The following is a 23784-nucleotide window of genomic DNA, read 5'->3' as shown; positions in this document are numbered from 1 at the left end:
CCGTTCCTTGAGGGCTCAAACGCTTTTATCCTGACAATCAGCAGAAAGCCGATGCATCAGCTAGCCTGAAAAGCCTTCTTCTTGACCCTGACTACGTGCCTCAAAGGCGGCTTTGTCGGCACTGGGTCGCTGCCTTCTGCCTTTAGCCTTCTGCGGGCGCAGCCCTCTCTCCAATGCTGAACCCTCCCGGTCCCTGCTGTTTGGCCGCTTGCATCAGGGTTTCGGCGCGTTGCAGCACAGTGTCAACACTCTCTGAGGCATCTGTGGAGGTGAGGCCCATGCTGGCGGTCACTTTTAAGGTGTGGTGGTCCAGGTTCAGGGGTTTTTGCAGGTTGTTCTGCACCCGGCCTGCGATCATGGTCAGGATGTCCGGGGTGAGCTGTCCAGCCAGCACCAGAATGAATTCATCGCGGGAGAGGCGGTACACCCGGTCCTGGCCGCGCAAGGATTGCCTGAGGCGGATGGCCACCTGGCGCAGCAAATGGTCCCCAATCTGGAAACCGTGCTGCTCATTGACGCTGCGGAAATCGTCCAGGTCCAGGTAGACCACCGAGCAATTCTGGTCTTTGATGCGGCCCTGCAGGTAGTCGTAAAGGGCGTTGCGTTCCCCTTCTTCACGGGTCTGCTCCTGATACACCTTTGCTTCCAGACCGAACTGGTGTTGCAGGTGGTGCGTGACATCCTCAATGATCAAGAGAATCCAGTCCTGGCTGGGGAGGGGGGCAGCAGTGACTTTGAACCACACCTGGCCGTCCCAGCGCATGAACACGTTGCCCTTGTGGATTTCAGGGATGGATTCGTCGTGCAGGAAAGGGGTGGTGCTGAACACCTCACCTTTCTCCCACTGGATGCCGGTGATGGTGGTGGCCAGCGCATTGCATTCCATGACGTGCTCGGTGGTGTCCAGCAAGATCAGGCCGTCGCTGCCGTACTGCATGATGGCTTCGATTTCTTCTGCCAGGGTGGAACGCTGGGCGGGCAGCAGGCGTTTTTCCAGCATCTGCAAAATGCGGCCTGCAAAGCGCATCATGATTTCGGTGTCCCTCACGGTCCAGATGTGCATGTCCTGTTTGAACACGCAGAGGGTTCCAATGGGTTGCCCATCCTGGGTGCTCAGGGGCAGGGCCAGAAAGGCCTGAATGTTTGCCTGCTGCACCAGGGGATGGCGGCGCAAACGCTCATCCTGGCCGAGGTCAAAAACCATCAGGGGGGTGTGGGTCAGCAGGGTGGTGTTGCAGAGGGCCTGTTCTCTGGGAAGCTCTGAGGCATTCAGGTTGCTGGTGGCCTTGAACCACTGCCTTTTCTCGTCCATGAAGCTGAGGTAGGCTCCATCTGCCCCGACCATGAAGGCCAGATCGTCGATCAACTGGTCGAATTCGGCTTCCCTGGGGGTGTCCAGGATCGAATAGGAGTGCAGTCTGTCCAGACGGTGCTGTTCGGTGGCGTCATACCTGTGATGCTGCATTTGGCTTCTCCTTGTGAATCAGGCCAGGATGTTTTGATTGTAGCCAAAATGCTCTTTCAGAATTCTGCCCTGTCACTTTGCCCTACAGGTCTGTCCTGTACAGGGTGTACCTGCGGATCACCTGACTGCCGTAAATCTGGCTGAGGTTCCGGGAGGTGTTGCTGTCAAACATCAGGGCATGAACAATGGTGTGGATGCCCGCCTGCAGGGCTTTCTGATTCAGCAGACCCGTCAGGTAACGCCCCAGTCCTGCATACTGCCGCTCAGGTCTGACTGCAATGGTTTTGGCAATCACCTGTCCGGGGTTCATAGGGTCAGGGTAGGCCAGAAAGAAGCCTGCCAGACGGCCCTGGTGTTCGGCCAGGAACATGAAATCGGTGGGAAGCTGCTGGAAAACGGGCAGGTACAGGCTGCGGAAAGTGGCCTCGTCCAGTTCTGAAAAGAAGGGATTGTCCTGAAAGGCCAGATTGCTGAGTTCATGAATGTCTGAGATGTCCTGCTGCAGTTTCTCTGGAACCACACCCCGAACGGTCACACCCAGGGCCTTGAATTTGGTTTCCAGATCTGCAAAACGCGGATCCTGCACTTCCGGGGAGGCTGCACTGGACTGGTATTCCCAGCCTGCCTGAAAACCTGCTTTCTGGAAGTGTTCCACGTAAGCAGCAGGTTGCCAGGGTTCCCCAAAAAACGGTCTGACCGTCCCAAACTCCGAGACCAGACGGTATTTGAACCAGGTGTTGCCGTTCATGGGACCGACCACCTGTCTGAGGCCTTTCTGTCTGGCCTCCTGCAGGGCAGCGCTCAGGACGGCCAGAGCGCCCTCCTCGTTCAGGGCATCAAAATGCCCGATGGCTCCAGAATCCCAGAGTGCAGCCCTTGCAGTGATCAGGCCTTCCTCTGCAAATCCAAAAACCACAGCAGGCGGAGGTGCAGCAGAACGGGCAGGGAGGGAGGAATGTTCAGGGAGGTCGGGGTTCACAATCAGGGTCACGGGATCACCAGTCCTAGCAAAGAGGAGAACGCTGCAAATGCGCTGTGGTACTCCAGACTGCGCTTTCTCAGGCGGTAGGAGACCAGGGCGGGAATGGTGCAGGCAAATGCGAACACCAGCAGGCGAAGCACATTAAACTCCCCGCCCAGCACAGCGTAAGGGGTGAAGAACAGCACGATCAGGATGGGCAAAGAAAACCAGACCTGCCTCAGTTCGGGCAGGCTGCGCCCGCTCATGGCGGCGGCCTGGGTGGCAATGGACAGCGAGTACACGTAAAAAAGCGGCTGGGAAGGGACCGTTCCTGCTGCAGAGACCAGGTCGGGAGAGGTCCCGTAAATGCTGATCAGCATCCAGATGGTGGGCGGAATGCACACCACCGCCACATGCTTCACGGAACTGCTGTGCATGCCCAGAGGTTTTCTGAGCACGATGTAACAGACCAGCAAAATGAGTGGAGCCACCACCCATTTGATGCCTGCAATGCTGTACACGACGAAGCCCATCAGGATGGCGGCCATCAGTCCTCCGTGGTCCAGACGGGTTTTTCGGCGCAGGCTGATGGTGATCAGGGCAATCCCAATGAAGCCCAGCAGGTCATAAAGCATGGTCAGCGGAGAATCCCCCACATGTCCCCTCAAAACCACCAGGGTGCCATAAGGAATGAACAGGTTGTCCAGGCCCTCCCAGGAGATGGCCTCAATGATCATCACCACCAGACCGACCAGAATGGCAATCAGCAGGGATTCCAGCCGTCCGGTGGCATCTGAAAGCAAGAGGGGAATGTGTGTGGACAGGAACGCCACCAGAAAAAACGCAGCACTTCCTTCCAGGCTTTTCTGGTCCTGCTCGACAAAATACTTGGTCTGCCCGTAGCGCACCCCGATCAATGCAGCCAGGGCATCCGCCAGGGTCAGCACCAGCACTGGAATGGTGAAATACACAGGCTCAGGGGCAAGCTGGTAAATCAGGGCAATGCTGATCAGAAAGTACACATCGCCCAGAGAGACCCGCTGCACACTGTTCAGCACGCTTCCCAGGGCTTTGAGGGGTTTGAAGTATTTCTGCAGCAAGAGCATCACAATGGCCAGACCGCAGGCCAGCCACACGGCTTTTGGATCGTGCAGCAAAGCTGGAAACGTCAGGGCCACCAGACCCGTGGCAATGTGCATGAGTTTGCGGGCCAGTTCCGGGTGGGGTTTGAAGCGGTTCTGCCACCCCTTCAGGCCCAGCATGCACCCGACCAGCATCAGCAGGACCAGGGGGACGTTAAGCATGGGTGGGGCGTTCACACACGCTCTTCCACCACCAGCCTGGAATAAAAGAAAGCCCTGTCCTGGGCATGAAGTTGTTCAGAAAGTTCAGGGAGGGGCCTGAGGAGCTCAGGGAGGTTTTTGCCGTCTCTGGGCACCATCATGTTCCAGTAGACCAGGCGGCCTCCGGGACGGGTGTGCTGGGCCAGATCGGAGAGCAGTCTGTCGCTGGTGGCTTCGGGCATGTATTCAAAGACATCGCTGAGGTTGAAACCGTCCCACAGCCCTGCTTCTTTCTGCACGAAGGTTTCCAGGCTGCACACCTCGTAGCGCAAGCGGTCCAGGTTGTCCCGGATGGCTTCAAAGTTTTCCGGTCTGAGCCAGAATGGCAGGATTTTGTCGTGTTTGCCCCTCAAAATCCAGGAGAGGTAGGGGTTTTCGGAGGGGTCCAGTTCGACCAGGGCGTGGCGGGTGCGTTTCATCACGTTGTCGCTGAGGCTTCCTTCTGCAAAAGCGAAAAATTCAGGATCGCGGCCCAGCCTGCCCATCATGGTTCTGGAGAAGAAGAAGCGCATCAGGGCCTTGAAGCGCCAGTTCATGAAACGGGTCTCGTAAAAAACTTCTCTGCCAGAGTGGTTTTTGGGGGTCAGCAGTTGCCGGATGTCGTAACCAGAGAGCAGAAAAGGCAGGATGTAACTTCTGAACAGTGCAAAGTAGCGTTCAAACTTGCCTCCTGATCCCACACCATTCCTCAGGATGTGTTCCTGCAAATCCCAGAACTGCCGGGACCTGGGGGCCAGGGCTTTTCTCAGACGGGTGTAAAGACCAATGCGCCTTTGTGAGGGAACAGATCCGATGATTTCCAGCACCTGCTCATAAGGCAGGGTCTTCAAGGCTGCAATGCGGAAATCCAGGCAGAAGGTCTGCACCTCGCTGAGGTCCAGGGCCACCACCTCCTGGGGGTTTAAAGTCAGCAGGGAAAGGGCATTGTCTCCTGCAGAGCACACCGAGACAAAACGGCCGCCAGAAAGGGGACGCAGGGCTTCCAGCAGCACATCGGCATCCTCCCAGACCTGGGCGTACCGGATGAAATCAAATTTGGCTTTTTCTTCGATGTGGCTGCTCATGGTTGCTTCTCCAGCAGGGGGGAGGGCTGGTTTGCTGCGCGGATCAGGCGCACCACGCCTGTGGAACCGTCCAGTTCGACTTCATCGCCGTCTTGCAGCCAGTGGGTGACTTCGGGAATGGCCACAATGCCCGGAATCCCCAGTTCTCGGGACACAATGGCAGAGTGGGACAGCAGGCTTCCCCGTTCCACCAGCAGCGCACGGGCCAGGGGCAAAATGATGATCCAGCCGGGATCGGTGCGCTCTGCCACCAGAATGGTGGGTTCTGAGAGCTGCACGGTGCGGGGATCTTTGACCACCCTTACAGTTCCACGCACCACCCCGGGAGAGCAAGGGATGCCCTGCCTTTCGGTTTCGGACAGGGTGAGGGAGGTGCTGGTTTGAAGGCTCTGCCTGTACACACTGCCTGCTGCCCGGAAGCGTCTGGGAAGGCCGGGCAGGGTCTGATAACCCTGAAATTCCTCTTTGCGCATCTGGGCCAGTCCTTTTAAATTCAGGGAGGTGGCGGTTCCCTCGGCGTAACCAAGCAGCTCATCCACGGTCAGGTAAAAGACATCTTCGGGGTCGTCCAGCAGCTGCATTTTGACCAGATTGGCCCCCATGCTCCTGAAAATCTTGCGGGCCTCGCCAAAGACGCGGGTGCGTTCAAAACGCATGTTTTCCCGTTCGCGCACGCATTCACGGGCATGCTGCAGCACCCAGAAGAACACTTTTTCCTTCCAGCCCGAGAGTTTCTGCCGTGCAATCTCCTCGGCTTTTTCCCGTCTGGACTGGGCATCGTGGCTGACTGGAGGAATCAGGGACAGCCTGGCCACCATGCGGGCCAGCATTTCAGGTTCGTCCTGCAGGGTGAGGCTTTCCAGTTTCAGTTCGTCCAGGCAGCGTTCTCCAAAATCCTGAAGGTAGATCTGGAAGCGTTTTTGCAAGTCGCTGTGGGCCTGCAAAGCCTGCAAAATTTCTGTTCTTGAGCCGTTCTGGAAGGTGTTTAAAAGGTCTGGCTGGTTCCGCAGCAGCCCTGCCATTTCTTCCAGCTTCTTTGCTGGAACGGCAGAGATCATCTGGCCTTCTGCAGAGACCAGATCGTTTTGCAAAGAACCGGTGTCTGACAGCCATTTGCTGCACAGTTGCCTGAGCACCCCATAAAAAATCATGGCAAAGAAGTCATTGCTGAGGGGAGCGTCCCAGCGGTTCAGCAGTTCGGCTTCCAGGGTGCGGTAGTGGTCTGCAAGCTGGCTGTAACCCATGGCGGGCAGGTGTTTTCTCACCCCCAGGTGTTTCTTCAGACGTGTGTAAAAACGGGCTCTGGCTCCCGGAAGCTGCTGCAAAGTCCACATCAGACCCCCCACCGTTCTTAGCAGGTCAAGGGTGTCCTGCAGGGCTCCGCTGGAAGACTGCACTTTCAGCTCTGTGGGCATGCCGTCGCTGACCCCCATCATCTGCTCCATGAATTTGCGGTTGATGCTGAATCCAGGCAGCATCCCCAGCACCCGGTACCAGTTCGAGAGGTTGTAGTAAATGCGGCCCTGCACCAGCCCGATCATCACATCGAAGACATGACCGTTTTGCTGGATGGTGCGGTCAGACACCCCCAGCAGGCGCACAAAATGGCGGTACACCGTGCGGTAGGCCCGCGAAGCGAAAGAGAAGGTCAGGGGCGTGGTGATCCCGCTGTAACTCTCGATGATGTTGCTGTTGTCCCACCAGGTCACGCTTTCCAGGGTGGTGATGGGCCGGGATTGCAGCAGGAACAGTTTGCCTTTTTCAATGGCCCATTCGATGTCCTGGGGCACCCCAAAGAATTTTTCGCTCTGTCTGGCCAGAGAACAAATCTGTTTCACCTGGGGGTCTGTCAGAAGGGGAGAGGCAGGTTTTTCAATCTCGCCACTTTCCAGCAGGGTGTAGGTTTCCCCGTCCTCCTCGCCAGAAACCAGACGGTCTCCCAGACCCTGAACCGCAGACACCACACAGCGGGTGCGGTCTGAATTCACCGGATCGGCACTGAAGCACACCCCTGCACTGTCTGCCTGCACCATGCGCTGCACCAATACGGCAGGCACCTGCACCCCAGAGTGCAGCCCTTTTTCTTTGCGGTAAGCAGCGGTTCTGGAAGCAAAACCCGAATGCCAGACCTTCAGGAGGTGTTCTGCCACCTGTTCTGTGGGGATGTTCAGAAAAGAATCAAACTGTCCTGCAAAAGAAGTCTGGGAGCCGTCCTCGTCCAGGGCACTGGAACGCACGGCCCAGAGTTGACCTCCCAGCCGGGACAGGTGTTGTGAAAGCTGGGTTTGCAGGGTTTCGGGGAGGGGCAAGCCTGCGGTATTGCCATGTGCCACCTGTGCCTGCTGCTCTGCTGTGAGCAAGGCAAAAGCCTGTGCAGAAACCACAAACCAGGAGGGAATGGGAAACTTTTCGCCCAGACGGGCCAGCGCCTGTGCTTTGCCTCCCACGGGCTGGGTCAGGGCTTCAGAGGGGGTGAAGATCAGTGAAGTTTGCATCGAAAACCTCGGTTTCAGGGGAACCGGGCCAGGGCCAGGTACATCAGCACGATCCACAGGGCACTGAGCAGTTCAACGTGTTTGAGGAGGGCAGCTGTTTTGCGCACAGCCGCCACCACCGCGAAAGGAAACATCAACAGGTAAAAAATGGAGAGCACCAGCCAGCCCCCATGAAAGTAGCCCAGCGCAAACACCCCCACGCTGCCTGCCAGAAACCAGGTCAGCAGGGCTTTTTCGATGCCCCAGATGGCGCTGTAGGTTTGCACACCGGGTTCTTCTTTTTCTGCAGGCCGGATTTTGCGTCCGAATTCCAGCAGTGCCCCTCCTGAAAGACTGACCACAAAAAGCACCCAGGCTTTCTGTGGAAAATTCAGATCCCACACAAAACTTGCAGCATAAAGCTGGATCAGGCCCACGATGGGCAGGTGGGAAAGCATGTACAGCAGGGGCTGCTTTTTCAGCCATTCGGGGTTGAAGAACTCCTTGCCCATCAGGATCATGTAAATCCAGCAGACCAGCAGCAGGGTCAAAGAGGGGTAGTTCCACACATAGGTGGTCGTGAACTGAAAACCTGCAATGAAGAGGGCTGCATTGCGCAACTCCCGCAGGGTGATCAGTCCTCTGGGGACCGGACGGTAAGGACGGTGGGCCTTGTCCTCTTCAAAATCCTTGTATTCATCGAAGACCCTGAGCTGAAAGAACAGCCCCAGAATCAGGCAGGTCACGGCCAGCATTCCGGTCAGGCGCACCGCAGCAGAACTGGCAAAGGACAGCACACACCAGCTGGTCAACAGGACCAGTGGGAAGTGGGCCAGCAGCGGAAAACGCTCTTTCTGGTACGTGATCCAGCGTTGCATGGTCTAACAGTAGCAAAAAGTTTTCTGAGGAGGCTTTTTCAGGTCACAGGAACTCTTTTTGCCTTGAAGTGTTGGCAGGCCCCTTTTGTGGGTCTGGGAAAGGGGGGATGCTGGAAGGTGGGCCAGTCCCAGAGTGAGACCTATTGACAGCAATTCAATTGTGTGCAATTAATATAGAAGCAACAAGAGCAGGACACCCCAACGCATTGAAACTGCAAAAGGAGCACACCATGACCGTGAAAAGCGCAGAAGCCACCTGGAACGGAACCCTCAAAGCAGGAAAAGGCCACCTCAAACTGGAAAGCGGCGTGTACGAAGGCGGATACACCTTCGCTGGTCGCTTTGAAAATGGCAAGGGCACCAACCCCGAAGAACTGATTGCCGCTGCCCACTCTGGCTGTTACACCATGTTCCTCAGTGCCCTGCTCAGCGAAAAAGGCCTGGACCCTGAGAGATTGCACACCACCGCCAAAGTGCACCTGGGTGCAGGTCCCACCGTCACCAAAATTGAACTGTTCCTGGAAGCCCAGGTCAGCGGCATCAGCGAAGAAGACCTGCGCGCCACCGCACAGGAAGCCAAGGAGAAGTGCCCCATCTCCAAACTGCTGGCTGCTGTCCCCGAAATGACCCTGGACATCAAAGTCCTGTAATTCCTGCAATCCCTGTAAAAACAGAACCTCCAGAGAGATCTGGAGGTTTTTTGTTGGTCTGCTGCGTTGATCTGTGAAATGAGAGGATTTTCTGTAATCCTCCCATTTTAAAAACCTCTTCAGAGAGTGAACCTCTGGATCTTCTGTTCAATGCCCTAAAGGTCAGTCTTTCAGGCCATTGGCTTTGAGGGCTGCGCGCAAATCGCGGAGTTGCTGCTGCAAGGCCACCATCTGGGCAGGGGTCAGGCACATCATGCAGGCCATCTGTTCGGGGATGTGCTGGGCCTCGGTTTTCTTGTGCAGGCCCAGTTCGGTCAGGGCAATGCCCACTTCGCGTTCATCGTGTTTCAGGCGGGTGCGGGTGATCAGCCCCATCTGTTCCAGGCGTTTGAGCAGCGGAGAAAGCGTTCCAGAATCCAGTTCCAGCCTCAGGCCCAGAGTTTTGACGGTGTGGGGCTGGCCTTCCCACAACAGCACCATCACCAGATACTGCGGGTAGGTCAGGTTCAGGTGTTCCAGCAAAGGCTGGTAGGCCCGGATGATCAATCTGGAAGTGGCGTACACATCGAAGCACAGCAAATCTTCCAGACCCACCTCGGGTTCAGGAGCAGTGGGCAGCAGGTCGGTCATGCCTTATTGTAGCGCAATTCAATTGAGGGCAATTAAATGAAGTTTATCTTTTGTGATGCTGTTTTGGGCTTAGGCCAGCCTGCAGGTGCATCTGCAGGGGGCTGCCCCTAAACTGAGAACACAGATTTGAACACCGCAGGTGTTTTTGTGGTGTTTCTGGAGGTTTTTATGATTCATTTTTCGATTCTGGGGGAACCCTCCCAGGACAATGCGGTGCTGGCGACCATCAACACCAGCCAGAGCATTCACCGCCTGCTTTTCGATTGTGGCGAGGGGGTTTTGACTTCCCTCCCTTACTCCGAGGTGCAGGCCATCGACCACCTGTTCTTTTCACATTTTCACATGGACCATGTTTCGGGATTTGATGCGTATTTCCGGGCGAATTTCAACCGGACCAGCAAAGAAAACCACATCTGGGGACCGCCTGGGGCTGCAAAGATCCTGCAGCACCGCTTTCAGGGCTTCTGGTGGAACCATGCAGCAGACCTGGACGCCCTCTGGCAGGTGCATGAAGTGCATGCAGACCACATCCAGACCACCCATTTTCTGGCCCATGAAGCTTTTTCAGTGGCTTACCCTCAGCCTGTCCGGCCACACTCCAGCGTGATTCTGGAACACGAGGCATTCAGTGTGCAGGCCCTGCCCCTGTCGCACCATGGGGTTTCACTGGGATACCGGGTGCAGGAGAAACCCAGAACCAACATCGACATGACAAAACTTGCCGCACTGGGCCTCAAACCTGGCCCCTGGATGCAGCACCTGAAAGACCCCCAGTACCAGCAGGAGACTTTGGAGGTGGCTGGACAGGCACACTCCACCCAGGATCTGCGAAAGGCCCTCCTCATTCAGAAACAGCAGGGGTCTCTGGCCTACATCACGGACCTTTTGATTGATGATGCGGCCAGAAAACACCTTCTGCCCTTTCTGCAGGGGGTGGAAACCCTGGTCTGTGAGAGCCAGTTTCATCCTCAGGACCTGGAACTGGCTGTCAAAAACCACCACACCACCCCGGATCTGGTGGCTGCAGTGGCCCGCGATGCAGGAGTGGGAAACCTGTTTCTGTTTCACGTGTCCCAGCGGTACCGCAGGGAGACCTGGCAGGAGATGCTGCAAATTGCCCGCAGCATTTTTCCCAACAGCCACTTTGCAGACCACTGGGGAATGTGAGGGCAGAAGTGAGGATCATTGCAGGAGGTCACCCAGAAAATCCCGATACGCTTCTTTCATGGGCAAATCGTCTTTCTGGACCAGCACATTTCTCTGCACCATGACCTCCTGCTGCAAAATGGGATTGAAGCCCGTCTTGCTGACCTGAGCGGTGTAAATCCCGATTCCTCTGCGTTGCCAGAGGGGGGTTTCGTTGAAGTTGATGCCCTGCTGGAACAGCAATTCGTTCTTGAAAGCGGCGTCCGTGCCCTCCAGCAGCTGGGTGACCTCCTGGGCGGTTTTTCCCTGCTGTCTGAGGGTCCAGTAGGCCCAGCCCTGCAAAGCACAGCGGGCACTGTCCTCCTGCCGCCACTGAAAGTAATCCAGCACATCTGCAAGCGTGGCACCCAGCCAGATGCGGCTGTCAAACTGCACCGCCTGACCCACCTGCAAACTGAAGGTGCTGCCTGCAAGACTGGCAGACAAGGAAAGGGTTTTTTCCAGCGAGCGCCCAAAGCCAGCCCAGCCTGGAGGCAGCAAAATGGAAATTTCGTCGCTGGAGGTCCAGCCATAAAGGCCATGCAGGTCTTTCATCAGGGCTGTGGCTGTTTGGACCATGGCGTCCTTAAACCTGTTGTCGAAGGGCTTCTGGTAAAACTGCTGGGTGAACCTGGAGAAGGAGCGCCCATCCAGACGCACCACCGCCCACATGCCCGGAACCAGGGTCAGGTTGTGGTAGACCTCCCTCTGGCGCATCCGAACATCCAGATCCTGTTTGTTGGGTTTTTTCATGGTTCCTCCCAGGGAGACACCACAAAAGTGCCTTCGGCAAGTTCCACGTAAAACAGTGCCTCAAAGCCTTCTTCCAGAGACGGCAACTGCAGCTTCTTGAAGGTGGCATACAGGCCCAGTGCAGGCACCTGTCGGTCCCGGTTCTGGTTGCGCTCCAGGCAATCTTGCAGCCTGGACTGGAAATAATACCCGATCACTTTTGCTTCACGGGTTTTTGCCGTCTGAATCAGGGCTGCACGCTCTTCACGGGTGGGACTGGTGTTGTCGATCACCACGCTGCGGCCTGCATTCAGGCTTTCCAGCAGCAGTTTCTGCTGTTTGTAGGGTTTGTTGTTCTTCCAGAGGTCTTTGCTGATGTGCACATGGGTTTCCTTGAAAACCTGTCTGTAGAAAGAGGTTTTTCCCGAAGCCTGAAGTCCCATCAGCAACACAATGTCCATGCAGAGCACTCTAGGGCTTCTGGAACAAAAGGGCATCTTCCGTTTGACCTAATGCAGGATCACGAAAGAGGTTGTGCAAGGGGCTTTAATTTCGGGCAACCATAGTAAGCGCAGACCCGAGACTCCAGCTCCTCCGCCGAAAGCAAGCCCTGAGCGGGCATCACCGCCCGTTTCCCATGCAGCCATTTCGGTTCAATGGGATTCAGCCACGGGCTTCTCTTCGGCAATAAACAACTCAAGATCCGCACCCCACCTGTTGCTTTGGCCTTTCGGTTGTGCTGCTTGATCCAGGAGGTGACCTGCTTGCTGATGTGCCAACTGGCGTTGTCCCAGACCAGCAGCAACGCCTTTTTGCCCTGCTTACCCAGTTCCTGAGTGAGCCACTGTAGAAAGTCACAGGTCACAGCGCTGATGGGTCGACCCTGCACAAAACGCAGCATCATTTCTTCGGTGTCGGCCCTCAGCAAGCCGTAGCATGCCAGCGCTTTGGGATCTTCATCTCCGGCTTGCCACTGAGGGGCCTCCACTTTGGAGCGGTTCTGACCCGTCCACAGGGCTCTTTTCGGCTGAGCAAAGCGACTCCACCACACCTCATCCATAAAACCGAGCACCCAATCGGAGTGCTGGAGGGCCAGATGGATCAGTCGTGCCCGTTGGTTTTTTTGACCGTGTAGTTGGGATCTTGTGACGTGATCCAGGAGGTGGCCCGTTTCCAGTTCACGTCCAACCGTTTTAAAGCCCGACGCATGCTTTCGTAGCTCATCTTCTCACTGGTGATGCCTTGCTCGAAGCTGACCTGAGCTAGCTTTTCCAGCGTCCAGTGTTCGTTTTGCATTCCAAAATCTCGGGGTTTTTGTTGCAGTAGAGCATGGAGGCGTTGTAAGGCGGATTCGTCGATGTGAGGCAGCATGCTATGGGGCCGATGAGATTTTTCGTGCAGGCTCGCTAAACCATCAGCTTCAAAGGCACGGAAGGTATTGCGCACGGTCTGGGTGGCAATCCTGAGGGATCGGGCGATCTGGGAGACCACCTGGCCCTCATGGCTGGCCAGGAGAATCTGGCTACGCCGGACGGTGAACGCATCTTTAGATTTGAGCTGATGTTGAATGTACTGGACTTCTTCCTCGCTGAGGAGCCGGACCTTGACTTTGCTGCCCATAGTTCACTGTGACAGATGACAGGGATCTTCACAACCTCACTTGTGATCCTGCACTAAGCCAGTTTCACCATGCACATCCTCACAACATGCTACAGTTGCAACATGCAATCAAATGATGTGGCCCCGGAAGTCCCCGATTTCACCCAGCGCAGCACCGCCAGTTTTCGCTTTCTGTGCGCGTACTGGCTGGTGGGACAGGCCCTGGTGGCAAAAGTGGAATCTGCCATCCAGACCGAAGAAAACATGGATCTGCGGGAACTGATCGTGCTGTCTTACCTGGCTGCGGGCACCAGTTATCCCAGCGAGGTGGCCCAGCACATCCTGCTCCCCAGATACGAGGTCAGTCGCACCCTGGACAAACTGCTGAAAAAAGGCCTGATCGAGCGGCAGGTGGATGAAAAAGACGCCCGACGCATGCAATTCACGGTGACCCGCCAGGGCCTCGAAGCGCAGCTGAGGGCCTTGCAGATGACCGAAGATGCAGCCTCTCCTTTGCTCTCCCAGCTTGAAAACCCGGACACTTTTGTGAACCAGATCGAAACCCTCTCCCAGCTTGCCCAGGAGGATGTCAAATGACCCAGATTTTGAAAGGCGGCGTGCAGAAAACCAACCGTGAGCCCATTCCCACCCATCGGGTGTCTAAAGACACCAAAGGCAACTGGCATGTGTATGGTTTTGACGAGGCCCGTCAGGTGCTGCGCAGCGATGTCACCACCCAGGCCGGATTTCTGGCTGAAACGGTGCGCGGGGTCAAGGGCCTCAGCAACCAGCCCGTTTTGTTCATGGATGGGGAAGAACACCGCACCTACCGCTCCGAAGTGGCAAAATACTTCTCGCCCACCACGGTGGAAAAGTACCGCCCCATGATGGAACAGTTCGTGGACGCCTTTTTGAAGGACGCCGTGCAGAAAAAGACCATCAACCTCTCGGAAATCAGCTTGCGCATTGCGGTGCGGGTGGCCGGTCAGGTGGTGGGCCTCACGGAAAGCGACCCCGATAAAATGTCCGAGCGCTTGGAAGCCTTCTTCCAGCAGGATCCCAGCCGGGAAGCTCCGAAATGGATCCAGATCGTGCGCTTTTTGCAAAACCAGGTGAAGCTCTTTCGCTTCTACAACCAGGATGTGAAGCCTGCCGTCAAAGCCCGCATGAAAACCCCAAAAGAAGACGTGATCAGCCACACGCTGGGCAAAGGGTATTCCAGCATGGAGGTCCTGACCGAATGCATCACTTATGGGGCTGCAGGCATGGTCACCACCCGTGAATTCATTCAGGTGGCTGCCTGGCACCTGCTGGAACACCCCAGACTCAAAGACCGGTATCTGGTCGCCTCCGAAAAAGAACGCATGGCCATCCTGGGCGAGATCCTGCGCCTTGAGCCGGTGGTGGGCCAGCTGTTCCGCCGCATGCAGGGCGATCTGGAGCTGCAAAGCGACAACCAGATTTTCCCCCTCAAAAAAGGCGATCTGGTGGTGCTGCACGTGTATGGGGCCAACGAGGACACCTGCACAGTGGGAGAGCAGCCCAGAGAGGTGTGCCCCCACAGGGACCTTCCCAGAGGGGTGCAGGCCCAGGTGATGAGTTTCGGAGATGGACACCACCGCTGCCCCGGGGCTTTTCTGGCTTTGCAGGAAACCGACATCTTCCTGACCCGTTTCCTGAAATTGCCTGTGAAGTTCAAGGCCCCCCAGATGACCTGGAATGAACTGATTCAGGGCTATGAACTGCGCAATTTCCAGCTGGAGATCGGGTAAAAAACAGAAAAAGGGTGCAGAGGGATTGCCAGGCAAAAGGTCAGCCCTCTGCAACACTCATTCCTGCTGAAAATCTGCCAGAAAAAACCCCGAGAAGGCATCTGGGGTTTGCAGGGCCCTTTGCAGGGCCAGTTCTCCGGTGGCCGGGCCAAACTTGAACCCGTGCCCGGAGCAGGCAGAAACCACCGTCAGATGGTCTCCCATGCGGTCCACCACGAAATCCTCGTCTGGGGTGTTGGTGTACAGGCAGGTGATGTTTTCCAGCGGCGTTGCAGACACTTCAGGCATGAAGCGGGCCATCCAGTCTGCCAGATAACGGGTTTTGTCTGGCTGGTGGGCAAAAGTGCGGTTTTCCGGGGTGACGGTTGGGCCATGGTGGTGCAAACCCAGTTTGACGCCGGGCCTGTCCAACTGTGGAAAGCCATAAGGACCCCGCACCAGATCAATGAAAACAGGCATGTTGGGGTAATGGAATTTCTGGTCAGGCACTGCAAAATAGCTCAGTTGCTCTTCGGTGACCTGCAAGGGGAGGGGGGCAGGCAAGAGGCGGTTCACCCAGGCCCCGGCACAGACCAGCACATGGTCTGGCTGGTAGGTCCAGCGTTCGGTGACCACTTTTCCGTGCTCTGCAGACAGCACCGGGGTGTTCTCCTGAATGCTCACGCCCTGTTTTCTCAGGAAACGGGCCAGAGCGGGCAACACCTCATCGGGTTTGAGGATGCCAGCGTCTTTCTGGAACAGCACCGATTCGCTGTCAGGCAGGTGAAACTGCGGAAAGCGTTCACTGGCCTCAGGACCAGACAGCAGTTCAAAATCAATGTTTTCTGTTTGCAGGGCATTCATGTGCTGCTGCAGAACAGGATGCCCGCTGGGAGCCAGATCAATGCCGCCCACCGGATGGATGATCTTCAGTTCAAGCTGGTCTTCCAGTTCATGCCAGAGGGGGTAGGCCCGTTTTGCCAGCCGCACATATTCTGGGTGCCCGTAAGAATAACGGATGATGCGCGACTCTCCGTGGCTGCTGCCCAGCGTGTGGCCCAGCGAAAACTGCTCGATGACCGTGACCTGATGCCCCTGTTTCCAGGCGGCGTAAGCACAAGACAGACCGTTCAAACCTGCTCCAATGATCAGCACCTGGGTCATTCTGTATACCTCTGGACCGAGTATACCCTTCCAGATTAGACGCACATCTATATAGACGAAGATCTAATTAGATGATAGTCTATAGACATGGACGAGGTGCTGCTCAAACTCAAAGCCCTCGCAGACCCCACACGCCTCAAGATCATTGGGCTTTTGCGTTCCATCTGCGACAAGAAAGACAGCGAACCCCAGGACCCGCAGGACCCCACCTCTTATGGCATCAGCATCAGCCAGAGCCTGGGCCTCACCCAGCCCACGGTCAGCCACCACATGAAAGTGCTGGTGGAAGCGGGACTGGTCAAAGCCACCCGCGAAGGGAACACCGTTTACTACTCCCTCAACGGAGAAGGCTTCAAACCCCTCACCCAGTTTCTGGAACACCACCAGAACGCCCCCACCTGCGACTGACCCACCCCTCCAACCTTCCAGTGCCTGAACTGCCTGCAGCTCAGGAAGCTGCCCCATTGCTTTTAGAGAGGATTTCAGCCATGCAAGACCCCGTAGACATGCGCCAGCTCGAAGTGCAGGACCGCTACCAGACTTACCTGAAAGACCTGCAGCAACACCACCTCAGCAACCAGGTTCCCTCGCTGATGCGCCTCAAAGCCGCCCACACCCTCAGAACCCTGGCAGATTTGCTGGAAGGCAAGGCCCGTGTGATGGTGGTGTACCCGGAGCACATCAAAGCCTCCTGAGCCCAGGCTGTTCTGGGTTGCTGCGTTGATCGGTGTGACAGCAGGCTTCTCTGGAAGTTTGCTGTCACAAAAACATGCAGACCAGGAAACAGCTTCTTGAGTTTCTGCCTGATGTTTTAGAGCATTTGACAGAAGAATAAAAGTTGTTTCCTGGGTTCATGTTCTTTGAAATAGGAGGATTTTTCTGAATGCTCCTATTTCACTGATAAACGCAGTAAAATACCCCCGATGAAAACCGACAACCTTTTTGCAAACGTGCACCTCAAGCCCGCAGAGGGCTTTCATGTGCGCCCCTTCAGCGGAGAAAACACCACCCTGCTGCACATCCAGCTGGAAGCAGGCAAAATTGCCCCCAGACACAACCACATCCACGAACAGCTCACCCTGGTGGTTTCGGGTGAACTGGAATACGAACTGGACGGTGAAATCCGGGTTTTGACTGCCGGAGAAGTGGTCTTCGTGCCTTCCAATGCTTTCCACAGTGCAAAAGCCCTGACCAGCACCGTGGTGATCGAGGCTTTCTCTCCTGCACGCACCGATCTGCAAGAGAAACTCGCTGCCCTGGAAGCCGAACAACAAAGCTGACTTAAACCAGGACAGCCCTGAATTCTGGCCTGAATTGCAGCTTCTCAGCAATTCGGCCCTTTTCCCATCTCGAGATGAAGTACACTGAAAAGGTGTGCTTTAAAAGGCCTGTCAAAAATGACGGGTCATTTTTAACCGAAGAAAGCCAGCGAAAAAAATTCAGGGTGCCCGAGGGCATTCTCCTGTCTTTACTGAAATCAGAGCAGACCTGCTCAAAGCAACACAGTAAGCAACACAATCGCCTGGAGACCCAGGTGGGAAGGATCACAGCATGACCAAAGAGAACAACCCCGAAAGCCTGCATGAACTCATCGACGCCCTGGAATCCGGCGAAATGGATGAGGACACCGAGGCCGATCTCGAAGAAGGGGAATACCAGAGTCTGGACGAAATTTTCGCGGAACTTGCCGCTCTGAAAGAACAGGTCGCAGCCCAGGGCCGCGAAATTGCTGAACTGAAGAAAGCCGTGGAGAACCGCAAACCCGAGCGTTCCTTCGAGCGCAGTGACCGTGGCGAGCGTTCCTTTGACCGTGGTGACAGAGGCGGTTTCCGTGGTGGCGACCGTGGCGAGCGTTCCTTTGACCGTGGCGACCGCGGTGGTGACCGTGGTGGTTTCAGAAGCGACCGTGGTGACCGCCCAAGTGGTGAGCGTTCCTTTAACCGCGATGATCGCGGCGGTTTCAGAAATGACCGTCCCAGTGGCGAGCGTTCCTTTAACCGCGACGATCGTGGTGGAGACCGTGGTGGTTTCAGAGGCGACCGTGGCGACCGTCCCAGTGGTGACCGTCCCAGAGGCGAAGGACGTGACTTCCGCACCGGAGAGCGCACTTTCAACCGGGATGACCGTGGCGGTGACAGGGGTGGTGACCGTGGTGGCTTCAGAAGCGACCGTGGTGACCGTCCCAGTGGAGACCGTGGTGGTTTCAGAAGCGACCGCCCCAGTGGAGACCGTGGTGGTTTCAGGAGCGACCGTCCCAGTGGTGACCGTGGTGGTTTCAGAAGCGATCGTCCCAGTGGTGACCGTCCCAGTGGTGACCGTCCTGAAGGTGGTTTCCGCCCCAGAAGCGAAACCCGTCCTGAGCGCAAAGAAGGCGAATCTGCTTTCAAACCCCGTGCCCGCAAGGACCACGGCTGGGGCAAAAAGCGCGACTGACCGAAAGGCTGTCCCTGCAAAAGCACTGGATGTCCAGTGCTTTTTTCATGGCTTCAGATTTTACAGCTTCAGGTGTTTTTTACATTTTTGTGATGGTGCATTGCAAAGCTCAGACAATTGGGGGGCATGATGTTGCCGTAAGTTCAGGCTGAGCTCCCACGGATGGGTCCACAGCCTGCGTCCCGAGTTGCTGGATGCGTCCAGAGGAGCCCCATCATGAAAATACAACACCTCAGCGTCTCAGACTCCATCTATGAACTTTCCGACGAGTGGTACATCCGTGAGGATGTGGTTAACGACCGCTTTCACATCGATTACGTGCTGGTGTCCCGCTTTGGGGCCTTCAGCGTGCTGGAAAGGCTGGACCGGGAAAAAGTCAAAGTGCATGAAGGCTCGCTGTACATTGATGCCAAACTGCAGGATTACCTGGTCCGGGAGCACCTGGGGGCCACAAAGCGCCTGGAAGGTGTGCTCAAAATGAAAGTCAAACCCCTGATCGTGTTCAAGCAGGACATCAATGGGGGTGTGGTGCAGGGTGTGCAGGTGCTTCCGCTGCACCACCTGAGAAACCACATCGAATTCTTCTGGCAGAAGGTGTACACCTTTGAAGAGGTCATGGCTGCTTTGCGGATCCTGCGCCCCATGCTGGAAAGCAAACCCGACCGCAAAGCCACAGAAGCCTTCAGTCGGAACCTCATCATGGGAATGGTCTCTGGTGCAGCGTCAAACAGCCCTGCAGGAGCAGCCTTAAGTTTTTGAACACCCCCGAGTGACCGGCACCAGATCCTTTCCCATGGAGAGGGTCTTTGTTTTGGATGCACATATGGATGCACTGTTGCTCGGGGGTTCAGAGGTCAAGCAGCTTTGTTCAGTTCAGGCCTGATGGTTCTGGAAACCGCCAGAGGGTTTGCCCTGCCATCTGGGTTTGGGGGCAAATTTGCTGAGGATGGTGGAGTTGTCGTAGGCCACCGAGGCATCCACCCATTTGAAGGTGCTGCTCAGGGCTTTGATGCCGTCTGGAGAAATTTTCATGCCCGAGACCTCCAGGCTGGCAAACATGCCGTTGCCAGAGACTTTCATGCGCACGGGCAGGCTTCCGGCGTATTCGTCCATAAAGCTGGCCAGTTCACGCAGTGCGTCGTTGTCGGTCTGGTCGAGGTCCAGGTTCAGCCAGGCCACTTTGGGCACATCAATCAAATTCTCGATGGTGACAATTTCCTCTGCAATGGCCCGGATGGAGCCTTCGGAGTCATCGAGGTCCACAATCACCAGGGCTGGAGAATCGGGAATCAGTTTGTGCTGCACCCGTTCGTAAGCCTTGCCAAAGGCCACCAGTTCCAGCACACCGGATTCATCTGCCAGGTTGAATTTGGCCATCATGCCTCCGGATTTGGTGGGTTTCTTGACGATGGCTTCCAGCATGCCTGCCAGCACCACCTTCAGGCGACCATTTCCAGGGCGGTTCTGCTGGAAGTAGGTTTCCAGATTGAGGATGGTGCAGCTTGCCGCTTCACGCAGACCCTCGTACTGTTCCAGCGGGTGACCAGAGATGTAGAGGCCCAGCGCTTCTTTTTCGGCACTCAGTTTTTCCAGCTCTGTGAAGGGTGCAACCTGTTTGAGTTTCGGTTCTGGCATGGTGGTGGCCGCTCCGAACAGCGAATCCATGCCGTTGTCCTGCTGGCTGGCCTGCCCGAAACTCAGGGCCTCTTCCACAGATTCCAGCAAAGCTTTGCGGTCTCCGAAAGCATCGAAAGCCCCGCCCTTGATCAGGTTTTCCAGCGCTTTGCGGTTGGCCACTTTGGAAGACACCCGTTTGCAGAAATCGGGGAGGGATTTGTAAGGACCGTGGTGGGTTTTCTCGGCCAGAATGAACTCCACAGCATTTTCCCCCAGGCCTTTGATGGCATACAGACCGAAGTAAATCTGGCCCTTAACCACTTTGAAGTCTGCGCCAGAATGGTTGATGCTGGGGGGCAGCACCACCACGCCCATCTTGCGGGCATCGCTGACGTATTCAGAGACTTTGTCTGAATCCCGGCGCTCTACAGTCAACAATGCGGCCATGAATTCAACAGGATGGTTTGCTTTCAACCATGCTGTTTGATATGATATTACGCCATATGCGGCTGAATGTGATTTGTTGAAACCGTAATTGGCGAACTTTTCCAGCAAATCAAAAAGCTTGTTTGATTCTTCTTCGGGAACACCATTCTCTTTGGAGCCTTTAACAAAAAGAATGCGCTGGTTTTTCATTTCATTGGCATCTTTTTTACCCATGGCCCGACGCAGCAAGTCTGCCCCGCCCAGTGTATATCCCGCCACCGTGGACGCAATCTGCATGATCTGCTCCTGGTACACCGGAATGCCGTAAGTCTCACGCAGAATAGGCTCCAGCCATTTCTCGCTGGTGGGGAAATCGGGGTAGGTCACCGGCTCCTGTCCGTGGTGCCGCCGGATGTAGGTGGGGATGTTCTCCATCGGACCGGGGCGGTACAGCGCAGACATGGCCACCAGATCGGCCAGACGCTTGGGCTTCATGCGGCGGGTGGCGTCGGCAATGCCGCCCCCTTCAAACTGGAAGATCCCCTTGCACTCTCCGCGTCCCATCAGGTCAAAGGTGGCTTCATCGTCAAACGGGATTTCATCGAAGTTGATGTTGATGTTCTTGGAATCCTTGAGGATCTTTCGGGCTTCATCCAGAAAAGACAGGGTGCGGAGTCCCAGAAAGTCCATCTTGATCAGCCCGATGTCCTCGCAGGCTTTCATGTCATACTGGCACACGATGCCTTCCCCGGAGTTGTCGCGCATCAGGGGCACCAGATCGGTGAGATTGTCCCGTCCGATCACTACCCCTGCAGCGTGCACCGAGGCGTGGCGGGTCAGGCCCTCAAGTTTCTGGGCGAATTCGTAAGCCGCAGCAAGGTCCTGGTTGGCTTTCAGCATGTCCTGAATGTCTGGCACGCTCTCACGGGCCTGTTCCAGCGAGTAGCTTTTTCCGAATTTGACCGGAATCAGCTTGGAGACCTTGTCCACATCTGCATAAACCACACCCATCACCCGGGCCACATCCTTCAGGCATGCCTTGGAAGAAAGGGTCCCGAAGGTGGCAATCTGGGCCACCTTGTCATCGCCGTATTTTTCCCGCACGTAGGCAATCACTTCTTCACGCCTCTGGTCGTTGAAGTCGATGTCGAAGTCAGGCATGGAGATGCGGTCCGGGTTGAGGAAACGCTCGAACAGCAGTTCAAACTCCAGGGGGTCCAGGTTGGTGATGCGGATGGCGTATGCCACCAGCGATCCTGCACCTGACCCCCTGCCTGGTCCCACGGAAATGTCGTGGTCTTTGGCCCAGTTGATGTAATCTGCCACGATCAGGAAGTAATCCGGAAAGCCCATGTTGTTGATCACGGACAGCTCGTATTCTGCACGCCTCAGCAGCACAACGGCGTGATTGTATTGGTCTTCTGAGAAGCCCTCCATGCACTCGCCGTCTTTGCAGCGCTGCTCCAGCTCTTCCAGCGCGGGATATCTGGTGTATTTTTCCCCCACAGCTTTCCCGAGGTCTTCCCACAGGGAGCCCATGAAGGCCATGGCAGCGTACAGCGTTTCAAAATCAGCAGTCTGTGGCCTGAAGTTGGGGAGGCGTTTTTTCAGCTTGCTGGTGTGACCTGCAAAATCAATGGCGGTAAATTTCTCTTCGGTGAATTTTTCCCCATCGAGTTTGGGCTCATAAATGGCCTGGTAATAGGCCTTCAGTGCCTCATCCTGCTGCACTTTTTCCCAGGACTGGCAGATGTACTCCCGGATCAGGGGCTCCGTGAGGTGCTCGGGGTAGCGTTTCATCATGCCGCGGTAGGTTTGCACCCGCAACTCCTCGGACATGGTGCGGCCTTCTGGAATGGGAAGCGCAGGCATCTGGTACACGCGTTTTTTGCCCACAGGCAATTCCACGTTGCACATGCGGGCGATGTCTGCGGTGTTGTCGAAGGGCTCCTCGCCCCACACATCCACAGGCAAGGCCTGCTGCATCTCGTCCAGGCTCTTGACGTAGAACTCCTCGCAGGGGAATTTGAAGCGGTTCTCGTCTGCCAGGGTGGCCTTGGTCTGGATGGCCAGTAGGGCGTCGTGGGGCTTGGCATCTTCGCGTTTGACGTAGTGCCCATCGTTGGTGGCGACCATGCCAATCCCGAGTTCTTTTGCCCAGGTTCTCAGGACCTCATTGACCCGCACCTGTTCAGGGATGCCGTGGTCCTGCACCTCAATGAAGTAATTTTCCCTGAACAGGCTCTGGTACCACAAGAGGCGCTCTTTGGCCTGTTCCAGACGGTCCTGCATGATCAGTTGCGGCACTTCTGCCCCCAGACACCCCGAGAAGGCGATGATGCCCTTGTGGTGCTCCAGCAAAAGTTCGTGGTCAATGCGGGGTTTGTAATAGTAGCCTTCGGTGTAACCCCGTGAGGTCAGGCGACAGAGGTTCTGGTAACCCTCAAAATCCCTCGCCAGCATGGTCAGGTGAAAGATGCCCTTTTCACCGCTCTGGCCGGGTTTCTTGTCCCTGCGGGTGCCCATTCCAGGCACCACGTAAGCCTCATACCCGATGATGGGTTTGACCCCCATCTGCTGGGCGTAATTGAAGAAGTGCACGGCCCCGTGCATGTTGCCGTGGTCGGTGATGGCACAGGCCGGGTCGTTGGGGGTGACCTCCTTGACCCATTTCAGCAAATCCCTCAGTTTGGCTGCCCCGTCCAGCAGGGAGTACTGGGTGTGCTGGTGCAGGTGGGCAAACTTTCGGGTGGAACAGCTGGTGCAGGCGGGATCAATGCAGGGGTCGTGCGACATGGTTCACAGTTTACCTCAGGCTGGATTTCAGATGGTGGGCAACACAACGTTGGGTTTTCGTTTGTGGGCGTAATGCTCAGCAAGAGGCAGAAGGCAAAAGGCCAGGGCAGAAGGCTGGAATGTTCTGGCAAAAGCTTGATCAGAGATCTGCTTTTCGCTGTGTCCAATTTGGTCGATTCTTCCAGACTGCACGTTACCCTGGAACCCATGATGTTCTGGAAATGGGTTGGAAGAAAAGTGCTGGCCCTGCTGGTGGCTGCACTGGCCATCGCTGTGGTTCTGGGCGTGATGACCCGCCTGGATGGAACCAGCAAAGAGGCATTTGAGGTTTTTGCACTCACGGCCCTGGTGGCCCTCCTGTATGGCCTTTTGCCTGCCCTGGCGGTCACGGCCCTGTCAGACAGGTTTGCTGACCGGGGTCCGTACCCCAGAAGGTGGATTGCACTGGGGATTCACTTGCTGGGCGGCGCACTGTTTCTGCTGTTTTTTGGGCCTTATTTTGGCTGGTTTGGCCTGCTGGGTGCAGGGGTGTTCTGGTGGATGGACGAGAGACTGCGTACGGGTGCCGTTCCGACGGCCCGGACCCTTGCCTGACCCTCAGCTCCAATTCAGTTTG

The 23784-nt window shown here is 56.2% G+C and carries 23 protein-coding genes; 10 read left to right on the top strand and 13 right to left on the bottom strand.

Features of this window, described 5'->3' with window-relative positions:
• Window positions 1-142: 142 nt before the first annotated feature.
• The 6 genes from IEY52_RS14960 to IEY52_RS14935 all read right to left on the bottom strand — a co-directional run bounded on the left by IEY52_RS14960 (window position 143) and on the right by IEY52_RS14935 (window position 8185).
• Window positions 143-1465 carry a GGDEF domain-containing protein gene (locus IEY52_RS14960; RefSeq protein ID WP_189003687.1) on the bottom strand — a complete coding sequence of 441 codons (1323 nt, stop codon included), beginning with the start codon at window positions 1463-1465 and terminating at the stop codon, window positions 143-145.
• Between the two features lie 82 nt (window positions 1466-1547).
• Window positions 1548-2456, bottom strand: a complete 909-nt coding sequence (locus IEY52_RS14955) for a GNAT family N-acetyltransferase (protein ID WP_189003685.1) — start codon at window positions 2454-2456, stop codon at window positions 1548-1550.
• Complete coding sequence (locus IEY52_RS14950; RefSeq protein ID WP_189003683.1) at window positions 2453-3730, bottom strand: diacylglycerol/polyprenol kinase family protein; 1278 nt, start codon at window positions 3728-3730, stop codon at window positions 2453-2455. Before IEY52_RS14950 ends, IEY52_RS14955 begins: the two co-directional genes overlap by 4 nt.
• 11 nt (window positions 3731-3741) lie before the next feature.
• Entirely contained in the window at window positions 3742-4833 is a 1092-nt protein-coding gene (locus IEY52_RS14945; protein WP_189003681.1) for a BtaA family protein, read from the bottom strand.
• Entirely contained in the window at window positions 4830-7328 is a 2499-nt protein-coding gene (locus tag IEY52_RS14940) for a PEP/pyruvate-binding domain-containing protein (protein ID WP_189003679.1), read from the bottom strand. Before IEY52_RS14940 ends, IEY52_RS14945 begins: the two co-directional genes overlap by 4 nt.
• A gap of 14 nt (window positions 7329-7342) precedes the next feature.
• Window positions 7343-8185: a UbiA family prenyltransferase gene (locus IEY52_RS14935; protein ID WP_189003677.1), complete on the bottom strand. Its 843-nt coding sequence runs from the start codon at window positions 8183-8185 to the stop codon at window positions 7343-7345.
• Window positions 8186-8415: 230 nt separating this feature from the next.
• Here IEY52_RS14935 and IEY52_RS14930 point away from each other — a divergent pair, with 230 nt between their 5' ends.
• A complete protein-coding gene (locus tag IEY52_RS14930) occupies window positions 8416-8835 on the top strand; it encodes an OsmC family protein (RefSeq protein ID WP_189003675.1) in 420 nt (139 codons plus the stop codon).
• A 162-nt stretch (window positions 8836-8997) separates the two neighbouring features.
• Here IEY52_RS14930 and IEY52_RS14925 read toward each other — a convergent pair whose 3' ends face one another.
• Complete coding sequence (locus IEY52_RS14925) at window positions 8998-9465, bottom strand: MarR family winged helix-turn-helix transcriptional regulator (RefSeq protein ID WP_189003673.1); 468 nt, start codon at window positions 9463-9465, stop codon at window positions 8998-9000.
• Window positions 9466-9633: 168 nt separating this feature from the next.
• On the opposite strand from IEY52_RS14925, the gene IEY52_RS14920 reads away from it, so the two are divergent.
• Entirely contained in the window at window positions 9634-10632 is a 999-nt protein-coding gene (locus tag IEY52_RS14920) for an MBL fold metallo-hydrolase (protein WP_189003671.1), read from the top strand.
• A gap of 15 nt (window positions 10633-10647) precedes the next feature.
• Here IEY52_RS14920 and IEY52_RS14915 read toward each other — a convergent pair whose 3' ends face one another.
• Genes IEY52_RS14915 through IEY52_RS14900 form a run of 4 tightly spaced genes read right to left on the bottom strand, consistent with a single transcriptional unit; the run spans window position 10648 to window position 13002 of the window.
• The gene (locus tag IEY52_RS14915) at window positions 10648-11403 is read right to left on the bottom strand and encodes a tRNA(His) guanylyltransferase Thg1 family protein (protein WP_189003669.1); all 756 of its coding nucleotides are present in this window, start codon (window positions 11401-11403) and stop codon (window positions 10648-10650) included.
• Window positions 11400-11843 (bottom strand): AAA family ATPase, encoded by a 444-nt coding sequence (locus IEY52_RS14910; RefSeq protein ID WP_189003667.1) that lies wholly within the window; start codon window positions 11841-11843, stop codon window positions 11400-11402. The genes IEY52_RS14915 and IEY52_RS14910 overlap by 4 nt, the downstream gene beginning before the upstream one ends.
• Before the next feature lie 59 nt (window positions 11844-11902).
• Entirely contained in the window at window positions 11903-12442 is a 540-nt protein-coding gene (locus tag IEY52_RS14905; RefSeq protein WP_189003665.1) for a transposase, read from the bottom strand.
• A 41-nt stretch (window positions 12443-12483) separates the two neighbouring features.
• Window positions 12484-13002, bottom strand: coding sequence for a helix-turn-helix domain-containing protein (locus tag IEY52_RS14900; RefSeq protein WP_189003662.1), 519 nt, complete (start codon window positions 13000-13002; stop codon window positions 12484-12486).
• A gap of 102 nt (window positions 13003-13104) precedes the next feature.
• Here IEY52_RS14900 and IEY52_RS14895 point away from each other — a divergent pair, with 102 nt between their 5' ends.
• Window positions 13105-13578 (top strand): MarR family winged helix-turn-helix transcriptional regulator, encoded by a 474-nt coding sequence (locus IEY52_RS14895; RefSeq protein WP_189003660.1) that lies wholly within the window; start codon window positions 13105-13107, stop codon window positions 13576-13578.
• Complete coding sequence (locus IEY52_RS14890; protein WP_189003657.1) at window positions 13575-14753, top strand: cytochrome P450; 1179 nt, start codon at window positions 13575-13577, stop codon at window positions 14751-14753. Before IEY52_RS14895 ends, IEY52_RS14890 begins: the two co-directional genes overlap by 4 nt.
• A gap of 57 nt (window positions 14754-14810) precedes the next feature.
• Here IEY52_RS14890 and solA read toward each other — a convergent pair whose 3' ends face one another.
• Complete coding sequence (gene solA, locus IEY52_RS14885) at window positions 14811-15896, bottom strand: N-methyl-L-tryptophan oxidase (protein ID WP_189003655.1); 1086 nt, start codon at window positions 15894-15896, stop codon at window positions 14811-14813.
• A gap of 87 nt (window positions 15897-15983) precedes the next feature.
• On the opposite strand from solA, the gene IEY52_RS14880 reads away from it, so the two are divergent.
• From IEY52_RS14880 to IEY52_RS14860, 5 genes are all read left to right on the top strand, one after another.
• The gene (locus IEY52_RS14880; protein ID WP_189003653.1) at window positions 15984-16304 is read left to right on the top strand and encodes an ArsR/SmtB family transcription factor; all 321 of its coding nucleotides are present in this window, start codon (window positions 15984-15986) and stop codon (window positions 16302-16304) included.
• 80 nt (window positions 16305-16384) lie between these two features.
• The gene (locus tag IEY52_RS14875) at window positions 16385-16591 is read left to right on the top strand and encodes a hypothetical protein (RefSeq protein ID WP_189003651.1); all 207 of its coding nucleotides are present in this window, start codon (window positions 16385-16387) and stop codon (window positions 16589-16591) included.
• Window positions 16592-16819: 228 nt separating this feature from the next.
• A complete protein-coding gene (locus tag IEY52_RS14870; RefSeq protein WP_189003648.1) occupies window positions 16820-17176 on the top strand; it encodes a cupin domain-containing protein in 357 nt (118 codons plus the stop codon).
• 271 nt (window positions 17177-17447) lie between these two features.
• A complete protein-coding gene (locus tag IEY52_RS14865; RefSeq protein ID WP_189003646.1) occupies window positions 17448-18329 on the top strand; it encodes a hypothetical protein in 882 nt (293 codons plus the stop codon).
• Between the two features lie 216 nt (window positions 18330-18545).
• Entirely contained in the window at window positions 18546-19088 is a 543-nt protein-coding gene (locus IEY52_RS14860) for a hypothetical protein (protein WP_189003644.1), read from the top strand.
• 114 nt (window positions 19089-19202) lie between these two features.
• On the opposite strand, the gene dnaE is transcribed toward IEY52_RS14860, so the two are convergent.
• Window positions 19203-23168, bottom strand: a complete 3966-nt coding sequence (dnaE, locus tag IEY52_RS14855; RefSeq protein WP_189003642.1) for a DNA polymerase III subunit alpha — start codon at window positions 23166-23168, stop codon at window positions 19203-19205.
• A gap of 207 nt (window positions 23169-23375) precedes the next feature.
• On the opposite strand from dnaE, the gene IEY52_RS14850 reads away from it, so the two are divergent.
• Window positions 23376-23762, top strand: coding sequence for a hypothetical protein (locus IEY52_RS14850; protein WP_189003639.1), 387 nt, complete (start codon window positions 23376-23378; stop codon window positions 23760-23762).
• Window positions 23763-23784 lie beyond the last annotated feature (22 nt).

Source organism: Deinococcus roseus (assembly GCF_014646895.1).
Classification (GTDB): domain Bacteria; phylum Deinococcota; class Deinococci; order Deinococcales; family Deinococcaceae; genus Deinococcus_C; species Deinococcus_C roseus.
This window is presented reverse-complemented; position numbering and strand designations above follow the sequence as displayed.